This window comes from Acidobacteriota bacterium, assembly GCA_016716435.1.
Classification (GTDB): domain Bacteria; phylum Acidobacteriota; class Blastocatellia; order Pyrinomonadales; family Pyrinomonadaceae; genus OLB17.
Map to the genome: position 1 here is coordinate 922,342 of JADJWI010000003.1, position 13,228 is coordinate 935,569.

At 57.1% G+C, this 13,228-nt stretch carries 10 protein-coding genes; 2 read left to right on the forward strand and 8 right to left on the reverse strand.

The features are described 5' to 3' along the window. Window positions 1-81 precede the first annotated feature (81 nt). Window positions 82-1,002: a peptidoglycan editing factor PgeF gene (gene pgeF / locus IPM21_07675; protein MBK9163776.1), complete on the reverse strand. Its 921-nt coding sequence runs from the start codon at window positions 1,000-1,002 to the stop codon at window positions 82-84. Between pgeF and IPM21_07680 the strand changes: the two genes are divergently transcribed. Further along, on the forward strand, window positions 977-1,366 hold the full coding sequence (locus IPM21_07680) for a holo-ACP synthase (GenBank protein MBK9163777.1): 390 nt from the start codon (window positions 977-979) through the stop codon (window positions 1,364-1,366). The genes pgeF and IPM21_07680 overlap by 26 nt on opposite strands. Here IPM21_07680 and IPM21_07685 read toward each other — a convergent pair. From IPM21_07685 to IPM21_07715, 7 genes are all read right to left on the reverse strand, one after another. Further along, entirely contained in the window at window positions 1,363-3,264 is a 1,902-nt protein-coding gene (locus IPM21_07685; GenBank protein ID MBK9163778.1) for a hypothetical protein, read from the reverse strand. The genes IPM21_07680 and IPM21_07685 overlap by 4 nt on opposite strands. Beyond that, entirely contained in the window at window positions 3,264-4,958 is a 1,695-nt protein-coding gene (locus IPM21_07690; protein ID MBK9163779.1) for a DNA/RNA non-specific endonuclease, read from the reverse strand. The genes IPM21_07685 and IPM21_07690 overlap by 1 nt, the downstream gene beginning before the upstream one ends. 93 nt (window positions 4,959-5,051) lie before the next feature. Continuing rightward, window positions 5,052-6,326, reverse strand: a complete 1,275-nt coding sequence (locus tag IPM21_07695) for a sigma-70 family RNA polymerase sigma factor (protein ID MBK9163780.1) — start codon at window positions 6,324-6,326, stop codon at window positions 5,052-5,054. A 4-nt stretch (window positions 6,327-6,330) separates the two neighbouring features. Beyond that, on the reverse strand, window positions 6,331-6,684 hold the full coding sequence (locus IPM21_07700) for a transcription initiation protein (protein MBK9163781.1): 354 nt from the start codon (window positions 6,682-6,684) through the stop codon (window positions 6,331-6,333). Between the two features lie 106 nt (window positions 6,685-6,790). Next, complete coding sequence (locus IPM21_07705) at window positions 6,791-7,144, reverse strand: hypothetical protein (protein ID MBK9163782.1); 354 nt, start codon at window positions 7,142-7,144, stop codon at window positions 6,791-6,793. Between the two features lie 74 nt (window positions 7,145-7,218). Further along, window positions 7,219-9,957 carry a protein kinase gene (locus tag IPM21_07710; GenBank protein ID MBK9163783.1) on the reverse strand — a complete coding sequence of 913 codons (2,739 nt, stop codon included), beginning with the start codon at window positions 9,955-9,957 and terminating at the stop codon, window positions 7,219-7,221. A 190-nt stretch (window positions 9,958-10,147) separates the two neighbouring features. Beyond that, window positions 10,148-11,503: a M28 family metallopeptidase gene (locus tag IPM21_07715; GenBank protein ID MBK9163784.1), complete on the reverse strand. Its 1,356-nt coding sequence runs from the start codon at window positions 11,501-11,503 to the stop codon at window positions 10,148-10,150. 76 nt (window positions 11,504-11,579) lie between these two features. Here IPM21_07715 and IPM21_07720 point away from each other — a divergent pair, with 76 nt between their 5' ends. After that, complete coding sequence (locus IPM21_07720; protein MBK9163785.1) at window positions 11,580-13,226, forward strand: tetratricopeptide repeat protein; 1,647 nt, start codon at window positions 11,580-11,582, stop codon at window positions 13,224-13,226. The last annotated feature ends 2 nt before the right edge of the window (window positions 13,227-13,228 follow it).

A 13,228-nucleotide genomic window follows, 5' to 3' on the forward strand; every position in this document is an offset into this window, starting at 1 on the left:
AAGGTTTTTCACAATGTACACAGAGGAAGCAAACCGCAGGAACTCTTGAGTATTTCCTGACTTTCTTACATATAGATCTGGTTACACGTTACGGCCGATGACGGACATCAGGCGTCCCGTTCGGCCGTATTTCTTTTTCTCGACGCGGTAGGAAAAGAAGAGGTCGGTTTGCTCCATTGTGCAAAGCGATGAGGCGAAGATGTTTTCGGGAGCAAGGCCGGCGGCGATGAGCTGGTCGCGATTTGCCGCGTGTAGGTCGATCAATGCGTGGCCCGGCCGGTTCGCCGTGAAATACTTTTCGGCGTCGGCAAAGCTTTCGGTAAATTCCGCGATGACATCCTCGCCGATCTCATAGTTTCGCCCGCAGGCTGCCGGGCCGATGGCGGCGATCATATCCGCCGGGTTTGCACCGAAGGTCTCCACCATCTTCTCGACCGCTCTTACGACGATAGATTGCACCGTTCCGCGCCATCCGGCGTGAACGGCGGCAAAGCTTTTAGTCTGCGGGTCGCCGATCAAGACCGGCACGCAGTCGGCCGTCTTAACCCCGAGGAGAAGCCCGGGCATGTCGGAAACGAGCGAATCAAAACGATCTTCGGTCGCGGCGGCCGCTTCGGGGCTGTCAACGACTTTCACGCCGTCACCGTGTACCTGCCAAGCGGTTGCAAGCCGCCGCTCGCCTTCAAACAGCGTGAGGAAACGTCGCCGATTTTCTTCGATATTTTCCGCAAGATCTTCGTCATAGCCGGCAAGATTGAGGTCGCCGCTGCTGCCATCGCCCCGCATATCTGAGACGCCGCCGAGCCGCGTTGAGAAACCATTGACGAAACCGGCATCCTCAAGCGGGCGGCAAACAAGTACTTTTAGCACGCCCTGTTCTCGCCAATAGAAGTCGGAATCGGTTAGAATTCGGCGTTGGGGATCGCGTAGATCAACCTCGTTTGGCGGAGGCATTTCGGCCTCGCCGCGACCATCGATGATAATCTCAACCGGCTTGGACATAATTGAAGTCTATCGCATACGCGAAACGCTCGCCAGAACTCCGCGGTTTGGCGAACGCGTTTTCACGCCAGCCGAACGCGAGTACTGCGATGCGCGGGGCAAGGCCGCGGCCGCTTCGTATGCGGCGAGATTTGCGGCCAAGGAAGCTTTCCTTAAAGCACTGAAGACGGGCTGGCGAGGGAAGATCGCTTGGCAAGATATAGAGGTCGTAAATGACGAAAACGGAGCACCTTCGCTCATCTTGAGAGGCGAGGCCGCCCGATTGTCGGCCGAAGCCGGGGCGGCCCGCATACATCTCTCGCTCTCGCACACGGCCGAATACGCCATCGCCCAAGTTATTCTCGAAGGCGAAGCGACGGCCTAGTCAAGCGAAAAATATGCGACGGCAACATCGTGGTCTGAAAAGCCTTCGATCCTTTCACCATCTGCCCGATAGGCCTTCGGGAAATCCGCATTAACTCTCAGATAGCCGAAGCCGTTGAGGTGCTTTCGGAGCGGCTGGTTGATGATGATGTGGTCAAGCGACTGGGCGTTTCCGTCAAAGATGTACGAATACTTCTGGGTGGGCTGAATCAGATCGACGAGGTTGATGAGGTCGCGTTCGATCAGGTCCGGTGACGCAGCCATCACGGCTTCTTTCGGCGTCGGTTTCCCGACGAGCGTGCCGATGATATCGACCAGCCCGTCGTTGAACTGAAAGGCATTAAGGTCGCCGGCGATGACGATCCGCTCGTTCGGGTCGGCCTTTTGCCGTTCATTGACCCATTTAGCAATGTACTCTGCCTGCAGTGCCCGTTTGGCCCTAACGCGCGGACCGTCGCGTTCATCTGTGATGCCGCGAAGTGACTTGAGGTGATTGCTCATCACGGTCACCCGAAACGGCGTCCCGGTCTTTTCATCGCGGATCTCGGCTTCGATGACGAGCGGCGGCCGGTCGTGGAGGATCGCGTCGCTTCTGCCGCCGGGTTCGCTGAAACGCTCATTCTTACCAAGCTGTTTTGCCGAGCGGACCGTCACGCGGCTACCCTTGACCAGGAACCCGACGTCGATGCTGCGGCCGTCATTTCCTTCTTCAAGATATGCCTCGTACTTAGGGTCTGGCTGGTCGGCGGCAACGGCACCTGCATTCACCGCCTTTGCAAGCTGGCGGAGCACGTTCAGGTTCTCGGCCTCGACAACAGCGATGATGTCCGGGCGGCTGGCGAGTTCATTGATCGCCCGCGAAACCTTTTTGACACGTTTCTCAAATGCCTCTTTCGTTGCGACGTCCTCGCGGATCTTTGGGTCGTCCTCGTCGTCAACAAAGGTCTCGATGTTCATCGCGGCGATCGAGAACTGGCGGTCCGTCGGCGGCGGCAAAACTATCGGGCGAATGCCGCCGGAAACCGCGGGCGGTGCGGCGGCATCGGTCAGGATCGTGTACCGGCCAAAGCCGTAATACATTACGCCGACAACATCTTTGAGTTCCTGCCCGGCCATTACGTTCAGCAGCGGGGAGGAAACTTGCGAGCGCGTATCGATGCGGATCAATTCCAGATTGCCGTCAAAAAGCGGGATCTTGGGAAACTCGGTCTTCCATTTATCTCGGTCGGGCGAGGTCAGAAAAAAAAGCGGCTCAAGCCCGGGTTCACGAAAGGGCCGCGGAACACCCTTGAGTACGCCGAAAAAAGTCCCGTCCGATTCGATCGTTTCCGTTTTTGCATCGACCCTTCCGCCGGTCGGCGCGACAACCGTCATCGCGGCGACGGCAACACGCATTCCTTCAAATTTTTCGAGCTGATCGATCGAGTTGGGTTTGAAGTCTTCCGCCGAGAGCACGATGGGCTTCGGCAGCGGGTTGCCTTTTGCCGTTACGCCAAAGAAATCGCTGCCTTGCGTATGTGATATCTGCGTTATGGTAAGGCTCGCGGCCTGATTGCCGGGGCGGTATTCCATTACGCGGCCGGAGACGGTAACGGCATTTCCGGGAACGGCGTCGGCCGGCGGTTCGGCACGTGTGAACACGTGAATACCTTCCGAAGTGTTCGGGTCGTTATCGGCCTGTCCATCAGGCGTTTGGAGAAAAAAGCCGTTTCGCATGCGGGCGGTAACGATGCCGCTTACCCGAACGGTCTGGTTCTCGAGCGGCGAAATATTGCGGTTGCCCTGGACCGCCGAGATCGGATATTCGCGTTGTGCGATGGCAGGAAGGCAAAGAAAGCCCGCAACTAGAACGATGCGGGCTGCCCGTAAAATGCTCTTCGGCAAATTATATCTTTTCATTACTGTCGGTCGCGTCGTCGTTCGATGATCTCCTGCGTGTTGCGGGGGATCGCGCTATAGAAATCGTGGCCGGTCATCACCTCGACCGCATCTACCGTGACCCGGAAGTTCCGCCACGGCGAGCCTTGGTTCACCGGCGGGAAGTTCGGGACTATGATGCCGAATGCCCGCGTCGCTTTGCTCACCCGCTGTAGATCGTTGCTGCCGTTCGGGAGGATAAGCACGACCTTCCAAGTATATTGCGGCACGACGATCTGGCCCGAGGCGATGGTGCCGATATTGCCGTGAACACCCGAAATAATGTAGAGCTCATTGCCTTGGGTGGCGAGCGAACGCGTGTAGATCTCAAAATCATTCCACGGGCCCTGATTGTTTGCACCAAGCTGCGGGACCATGTTGGTCATCAGGAACGTCGCCGAGTTGTCGGCAACCGACCGCGTCCGGTCGCCCGATGGGCACATATGCCCGCGGTCGTAGCCGGAGCCTGAATAATCAAAGTCCTGCACTTGATACCAGCCTGCGGGCAAGGTCGTATCTGGGCGATAATCGTCCTGCCGGTCGGCCGTGCCGACCCATGTGCTGTCCAGCCGCCAGGCGACCCAGTTTGCCGTTGCCTTGCTTCGATTGTAAGAGAGCGAGTACTGCGGCTTGATCATCAGGTAATTGTTCTGGTTCGCGGCATCGGCCGTTGCATTGCTCGGATTTCCGAATAGCAGCGGGTCGTCATTAGGCAGCGGCGCATTGACCGTAAGAATCACTTGAACCGGAACAACGCGACCCTGAAGGTCCGCCGCCGCACCGGCGATCGGTGCCGGCCCGCCGGAGGTGCCGGGTGCGATCGTCGCTAGGAACGAAAAAATGTTGTCGCCCGCGGTCTGGTCGCCATTCGTACCGTTGTCAAAAAACGTCTGGCTCGCCACTCCGCCGATCGACTGCAGGTTTGCGGCCACGGTAATGTTCGTGCTCGGTGGCGTTGTGGCCGGAACTACCGTGACGGTCAAAAGCGTCGTGCCGCCGGGCGCTACGGTTGTCGGGTTTGCGTTCATCGCCGCGAAGAGCGTCGTTCCACCGCCCGCGCAAGTTATAACTGTCGTCGAATTCCGCGGAGCCGAAGGGACAACATTCAGAAAATCGTTTGCGTTATTGTCCGTGTCATGGCAGCCATTCTCTTTCCGGGCCTGGCTGTTGTTGTTTCCCGGGATCGAGGTTACGACCCCTTCAACGAAAATGTTCGTCGCCGAGCCCCAACCGACGGAATCGATGATCGCCCCGGTGTCTGTGGAACCTTGGCGAATCGCTATGCCGCCGCCATTTGCTCCCATCGAGCGGACCGTCGGGTCGTAGGTCTTGTCCGGCGCGACGCCGCCGTCGTAGCTGTTCTGCGCCGCGATCAAGTAAAACTGTCCGGGTTGCAGAATGGTCGAGCTGGCCCACTCAGCCATCGGCGAGCCATCGGTCGTCCCGGTCGCCGAGCGGTAAACGACCTTGTAGTTGATAAGGTCAACCGCCGTCGAACTTGTATTGTGGATCTCGATGAACTCGTCGTTTGCGGAACCGCCGCCGGCCTGAAATTGGCTGACAACAAGATTTGGCGAGATCGCTATTGCTACCGATTCAGCCTGCGGCCGGTCGAAGGGCGCAATAAAAAGCCCGAAAACGGCCGCAAAAATACCAAAGATAAGAAAACTGCGCATAATAAAGGCTTGCTTAAAGTATTGGGGCAAGAATCATTTGTAGCATATCCGATACGAGAAAAGCATTATTGAAGGAACAGATTTAGGTGCTAATTAACTTCCTTGCGGTTTGTCGCGTCGATCGGAAAGGCGGGCGATCCGCTCGATAAGGAAGCGGCGGATGACGGTGTTATCCGTGAGTGCCAGGGCCTTGGTGAACGCAGCTTCGGCATCGGCCGAGCGGCCGGATGCGGCGAGGAAGTGTCCGCGGGTTGTTTGGTAGAGATAGAACCGCTCAAGCCGTCCGTCTGCAAAGCGAGTGTCGAGTTCGCCGAGGGCACGTTCTGCGCCCTCGATCTTCGCCAAAACGATCAGCCGGTTGAGCTCGACGACGTCGGAATATCTTCGTCGCTGGAGCTCGTCGTAGCAGGCGAGAATTCGCGGCCAATCGGTCTCCGCAAAGCTCGGGGCAAGCGTGTAGATACCGGCGATCTCAGATTCGAGATGATATTCGGTACGCTCGTCGCCGCTGGCCGAACGGTGAAGATGCTTCACGCCATGTTCGGCAAGGTGCATGTTCCAGCGGCTTCGGTCCTGATCCTCAAGCAGCACGAGATCGCCGGCGTCGTTGGTTCTCGCGGGTAGCCTCGCCGCCTGCAAGTAAAAAAGCGCAGCAAGAGCATGGACCTTCGGCGTGCTCGTCTCCGGTGAACGCAAGAGCATCTCCGCGAGCCGGATCGCCTCAAAACACATGTCGCTGCGAAAAAGATCGTCGCCCGAGGTCGCTCCGAAGCCTTCATTGAACATCAGATACAGGACGCGAAGCACGGCATCGAGCCTTCCGGGCAATTCGCGTGGCGACGGCAATTCGGGAAAGCTCGCGTCCTCGCGAAGCCGCTTTTTCGCCCGCGTCAACATCTTCGCGACCGCCTCGTCGTTCGAGAGAAACGCCCGGGCGATCTCCTGCACGCTAAAGCCGCCGACTATCTTTAGCGTCAGGGCGACCCGCGAATCCGCCGCGATCGCCGGGCTGCAGCAGGCGAAGATCATCCGCAATTCATCATCGGCAAGATCCGCGAACGCATTCCGGTCTTCTATGGCCGGTAGGTCGAAGCCATCTTCCGCATCGAGCCCGACGCTTTTGTTGTTTCGCCGCAGATCATCGATGACTTTGTTCCGCGCCGTCTGGATCAGCCAAGCCGAAGGGTTCTCCGGAATGCCGAACGGCCATTTCCGCATTGCGGCGATCATCGCTTCCTGAACGGCGTCCTCGATCAGCTCGAGCTTATCGATACCAAATGTCCGAGACAAAAGAGAGACCATCTGCCCGGCCCTTTGGCGAAACAGATGGTCTATCGTCTCGTGTACGTTCGCGTCGTTTGTGTCCATCGCGTCAGGACATTTGTTCGATCTCTCGCATCTCGATCCAGCCGCCATATTTCAGGTGCGGGCAGCCGCTTGCGACCTCGGCCGCTTCGCTGTAGTCGGCTGCGTCGATTGTATAAAAGCCGCCGACGATCTCTTTGGCCTCGGTGTATGGGCCGTCGGTGACGCGAAACTCCTCGCCAAAACCGCGAAGGTGCTTCCCGCCTTCGTCGCGGAGTTTTTCGCCGCCGACAAGCCTGTTCTCGGAAGCGAGCTTTGCTGACCAGGCGACGTATTCATTGATAACGGCCTCAATGGCCTCGGGCGATAGCCCTGAAAAATCCGACGGCTGTTCGTGAAGTAAAAGCATGTAGTGTGGCATATTGTTCTCCTTGTTGTTTTCGCTTTGAGCGGATGTCCCGCTTTCACCACATAAACGAACAGCGACGCCCGAAATGGACATCGTACGCGAAAAAATTATTGACCCATCAATCAGTGATGATCCGGAGGGCTTTGAGGACCTTTTCCGGGTCGTCGCTGGCCCGGACGGGTTCTGACCCGTCGCCCGTCGCGCCGTGATCGACCCATGCCAGCATCATTCCGGCGTCGGTTGCGAGTAGCGAAAGCTTCCGGCCACTTTTATCCTGTAGCGAATCAAGGATCTTTGTGATCTGTTCGGTTGCTTCGGCTAACTGTTTGTCGTGAAACTCCGAATGTTCAGCCTTCGCAAGTTTCGCATGAAAGCATGACGAGCTCCCGTTCATGCAAATGACCGTTGTTTGGTATGCAGAAAACTCGCAGTTTCTTCCGCTACATCCGGAGACCAGTTCTTCGTTTGTCATTTTTAGTCTTGTTACTACCGTCCGGCCACAGGGACGGGACTCTTAATCGAAGGAGCGATTTGTTTGATCTCAGTCTATTCCGAAAAGGTGACGCGGACAACATTCGCGATCGTGTGCCCTCTTGAAAATGCGATGGCCCCGGTTCGATAGTCAACAGCGAGGCTGAAAATGGAATCGCTTTCGAAACTCGAGATCTGTGTCGGATTCCCGCCTGCTATCGGTTGCGAGGCTAGTTGGTGAGTGGCAGTGGTCCGGTCAATATAGATGACCGACTGCCCATCTGCCGACCAAGAGAAATTCCGTGTTCCGGCGATCTGCGGATAACCGAGAAACTTCGGGTCGCCACCATTGATATCGACGAGCGCAAGCTCTCGCGTTCCACCCTCTTCCTGCCGGCAGACGGCTAGAATCTGCTTAGAATCAGGTGAAATGCTCGGCCGCTCGCATTCGAACTGTCGCTCCGTCAGGCGAACGGGTTCGCCGCCCGCGACGGGCACTTTCCAGAGTGAAAACCGTTCACCCTTATCGAACGAGGCATACACGATCCACCGCCCGTCGGGAGTGATCCGCGGATCTGTTGCCCACTCTGAGTTTGGTGTCAACAGGGCTGTCTCTTTGTTGTCGAGGGTTCGCAAGGCGATCTGAGGTTCCTTGCCTTCGTTGAACATATATGCGAGTTGGCTGCCATCCGGTGAGACGGCCGGAAAAAGGTATTTACCGGGACCGATGACGACCGGCTTACGCTCGCGTCCGTCCCGGTTTATCCGCCAAATGGATTGACGTGCACGCTCTCTGACAGAAAAGAAAATGTCGCCATTCGGTGCGAAAGCGATCCCTGACATTCCCTCGTCAAGCCCTACGTCCGCGGTCAACTGTGTGGCCGCATTTCCACTCGCAGGGTCGAGTTTCCAAATGTTCGCCCTACGAAGGAACTGAACCGTCGCAAGCGTTTTGCCGTCGGAGGAGACGCTGACGGAGAAATAATCGTTGGCGTCGTTCGTTACCCGCTGAAGTTCACGGTCGCGATACGAAAGCCGCCAGATCTGTGAGATCTCGGATTCGCGATCACGAGCGCTCATAAAGATGTTGCGTCCGTCGGCACTCAAGGTGAAGCCTGAGATCATCAGCCAACGTCTGGGGTCAAGTTCGCTGATCTTCGCATCGCCTACCGTTATTTCGTTGAGATAATAGAGCCCGGAACTTCGCTCGAATGCAACGGCAAGAAGTTTATCTCCGCTTGGGAACCACTCGGCGTATAGCCACTGATCGCCGTTCTCGGGCCGGACAAGCCGAGCCGCTGAGGAACCGTCCGGGTTAGCAGTAACAAGGTAACCATCGTCGTCGATGTAGGCGATCATCGACGCATCTCGTCTGAATCCTACGCGAGATCTCACGCCATTTGCGACTACCTGCGATATGCCGCCGAGAACCGGGACGCGGTAGAGGCCGTTCGAGCCATTTTCGTTGATCGCAGTGTAATAGACGAAGTTTCCGTCGCTCGAAAACGCCATGCCGCGATGCCGCAAGCGTTCAGGTGTTGTGATCTGAATGTTCGCCTTTGTTTCGACCTGCCGATACCAGAGGCTTTCCATCCCATTCTCGGAAATTGCGTAAACGATATATTTTCCGTCCGGTGATACCGCGACCTGGTCACCAATGACATTCCCGCTTGTTGTCACTTTCTCAAGCTGTATATTCCCAAATGCTTGCGTAGCCTGCTTGGGGCTGACGAAGTTCTGGAGGCCGAGGAAGAGCCCGCCGATCACGGCCGCGAAAAGAAGTATCGAACCGAACGCTCGTCCCGGATGGATCGCGACCTCATTGGCGATGAATCCGGTGATGGTGCTCGTATCGTAGTGTGAATGGCCGCCGGTATCGGGGCGAAGAAGCGTATCGCCCGTAACCTTCGCAACGCTCGGGTCGCTGATCATTGCCAGCCGCTGCGACGAAGAAGCGGTCACGCCGAGCGACGGCATTATGTCCTTAAGATCTGCCAGCAGTTCACGGGCGGATTGGTAACGCTCGTCGCGATCCTTTCTGAGGCACTTGCGGACCAATACCTGAAGGTCGTGCGGCGTCTGCGGAGCAATCGCGGAAAGCGGTTCGGGCTCCTTGTAAATTATCGAGGCTATTACATCTACGTAATTCTCGCCCGAGAAGGGCAGACGGCCTGAGAGCATCTGGTAAAGCAAAGTGCCGAAGCTGAAGATATCGGAGCGGCCGTCAACTATCCGGCCGCGGGACTGCTCGGGCGACATGAATGAGGCCGTGCCGAGAATCATTCCGGGATTAGTTCGGTGTGCAACGGTCTCGGCATCGGGGTCGGAACTGCCGTCGTTTTCCGTCAGCTTGACCAGCCCGAAGTCGAGCACCTTCACGAGCCCGTCCGGCCGGATGATGATGTTGTCCGGCTTCACGTCGCGGTGGACGACGCCGGCTTCATGTGCGGCCGCAAGTGCACCCGCGACCTGTATTGCGATATCGACAACGGTCGACATCTCAAGCCGCTTGTTGCGAAGCGTCCGGGCGAGCGTTTCGCCCTTAACGTACTCCATCGCAATGTACGGCACTTCGGCGTCGTCATTGATCTCGTAGATCGTGATTATGTTTGGGTGATTGAGGCCGGAGGCGGTCTTTGCTTCAAGGACAAAGCGGCGCATTCGCTCAGATTCGGTTGCGACCTCAGCCGGGAGAGTTTTGAGCGCGACCTTTCGCCCGAGCTTTTCATCCTCGGCGAGGAAGACCTCGCCCATGCCGCCCGAGCCGATCTTTTCGATGATTTTGTATCGACCAATTGTTTGATCTGAAAGCACTAGATCACCGCCCCAGATAATGCGGCTCAAGCGAGCCGGCGATGCGCGAAATGGAGTCCATTCCCGAAAAACGCGAAGATCGATGAAAAGAACCGGTCTGCCTCTAAAGCCTATAAATGCTGGACTTAGAGACTTTTAACTAAAGGTCACCACAGAGACGCAAAACCGCTAGCGTTTTTGCGTAAAAAATTTACCTTACCGGCCGCGGATAGACAACAGGGCTTCGATTGCCTGCCTTATCGACCGCACGAACGCCAAAAAAGTAGTTATCCTTCGACATATTCTTGACCGAGTAAGAGGTTACATTTCCAGCCGGAATGAACTTCGTCCATTCCGCGGCAGATGTGTCGCGATAGGCTATTTCGTAGCCCGCAATGTCCTTATCGGTATTCGCATCCCAGCGAAGGTCGGTGTCGTTGGTCAGCCGGCCAGTGACGACGCCAACATTCTTCGGCTTTGCCGGTGCATTGGCGATCGAAGCGAGAGCGATCAGGTTGATCCGAGTCGCGTTTGCGAGGTATTTGTAATCGACGAACTCGGGCGTATCGCCATAGAACTTGCCGTTCTCGGTCCTTACGTTCTGGTGCTGATGCGTATAGTCCTCATCGGGCTCGGTGAAGCGGACCGCCGCAAAACCGCGTTCGAGAAAGGGAATATGGTCGCCGCCGCGGCCAAAGCGGTCTCGGCGATAAATGATCCACGCCTTAAAGTCTGTCATGTAGCGGTCGGACTGCTCCTTTACATAACGCGCGAGTTGGCGGGCTTGCGAATCGTTCTCGCCGCCAACGCTGCGACGGGTCGCTGCCTGTTGTGCCGTCTCATCTGAGGGCACACCCTCGGCAAATATTCGAAGCCGGTTACGGTGCGGCGAATTCTTGAGCGTGGTCACCCCGCCGACGATGTCGTTGGTGATCATCGCCTCGATGTTCATGCCCTTCTGCTTCGCCTGCTCGGCAAAATAGGCCGCTCCGAGCAAGCCCTGCTCTTCACCGGCGACAGCCATAAAGATGATGGTCCCATCAAACTTCCGCTTTGACATCACGCGGGCAAGCTCGACGACCGCGGCCGTCCCCGAGGCATCGTCGTTTGCTCCAGGAGCGTCGCATTCGCCATCGGTTGGCGAAGTGCACATCGAATCGTAGTGCCCGGAAACAATGTAGATCCGATCGGGGTCGGATGTGCCCTTGAGCGTGGCAACGACGTTGGTCAGGATCGTCGGCTTCGGGATGCGCGGAGCGACCGGCTGTTCGAAAGATTGCTTTTCGACCGTCAGGCATCCGCCGCATGCCTGGCTGATCTTCTGAAACTCAGCAAAGAGCCAGTCGCGGGCGGCACCGATGCCCCTTGTCGGGTTGTCCTGTGCCGAAAGCGTATTGCGCGTTCCGAATGAAGCAAGCTTCCGAACATCCGCCTCGAGCCTCGCAGCCGAGATCTCATTCATCATCTTCGTGATCTCGGCATCGGGCTTTGGAACTGCCGGCTGGGCCATTGCACCAAAGGTAAAAAAAACACTTAACGCGACCGTTAGTTTCAGTATGTTCTTCATTGATTTGTCTCTCACTGCAATACGCTATATATTACGTGACAAATCGGCAAAATCTATAGCCGAAGGAGGTATGACGATGAAAGTATTGGTCTTGATACTGGTCGCAGCTTCGTTCCTTTATGGCCAGCATCAGCACGGTGTTTCGAAGGAAAGAGAGGAAAAGAAGACCGTCTGGCTTGATGACGGTCTCGGCGATGTTGACCATCCCGTTTCGACCCGGAATCCCGAGGCACAAAAGTACTTTAACCAAGGCCTCGCATACCTCTATGCGTTCAATCACGACGAAGGCGTGGCTTCGTTCAAGCACGCCGCCGAGCTTGACCCGGACCTCGCGATGGCATATTGGGGCATTGCCCTCGGGCTCGGAGCGAATTATAACGACCCGGCAAATTCGGAGCGCTTCGCCTCGGCATATAGCTATCTTCAAAAGGCGATCGCCCTGGCTCCAAAAGCAACGCCCGTGGAGCAGGCTTACATCGCCGCATTGTCAAAGCGCTATTCGAAAGACCCGAATGCCGATCCGGCAAAGCTGGCCGCCGATTACAAGGCGGCGATGGCCGAGCTTGTTAAGAACTACCCGGACGACCTCGATGCCGCCACGCTCTATGCCGAAAGCATGATGAACCTGCGGCCGTGGCAGCTTTGGTCGCTCGATGGCAAGCCGGCCCCGGGAACGATGGAGATAATCGCCGTGCTCGAGGGCGTGATGCGCCGCAACCCGAACCACACCGGAGCGAACCATTATTACATCCACGCGGTCGAGGCGAGCCCGACGCCGGAGCTCGGCATTGCCGCGGCAAACCGCCTCAGAACGCTGGCACCGAACGCCGGCCATCTGGTCCATATGCCGTCGCATATTTACCTCAGGACAGGTGACTATGACGAATCCATCAAGAGCAACAAGGCGGCGATAATCGCGGACAGAAACTACATCGAGCGAAGCGGGGCCAGCGGTGCCTATCCGCTGATGTACTACAACCACAATATTCACATGCTCGCCGCTTCGTTTGCCGGGAGCGGCAATTACGCCGAGGCGATCAAAACCGCCAATGAGCTTGCAGCGAACGCCGGGCCGAACGTAAAGGACGTTCCGGCGGTCGAGATGTTCATGCCTTATCCGATCGTCGTCAATGTCCGCTTTCACAAGTGGAACGAAGCGGTTGCCTTTCCGCGGCCGGCGGCGGAGATGCTGACGACTCTCGCCCATTGGCACTTCGCCCGCGGCATGGCGTATGCGGAAACCGGGCGTACTGCTGATGCCGAAAAGGAACTTGCCGCGATGCGGGAAGTGGGCGGCAAGATACCGAAAGAGGCGATGCTTTTTACGAATTCAGTAAGCGCGGTTCTCAAGGCCGCGGATGAGCTCTTAAGCGGGCAGATCGCCGAGTCGCGGGGCGACCGGAAGCGCTCGATCGAATTTCTCCGTGCGGCTCTCGCCGCCGAGAAGGTGATCAACTATGCCGAACCGCCGGACTGGGACCTGCCCGTCCGGGAATGGCTCGGCCGTGCGTATTTGAGGGACGGTCAATTTTCCGAGGCTGAGAAGATCTTTCGCGAGGAGATCGCCCGAAGCCCTCGCTGCGGCCGGGCACTTTTTGGCCTTGCAGAAGCTCTTCGAAAACAGGGCAAAATGGATTCGGCGAGGCTCGTTGAACGCGAGTTCGGGCGTGCATGGGCCGGTGCAGATACAAAGCTGGAAGTCGAAAATCTATATCGGAAGTAAGT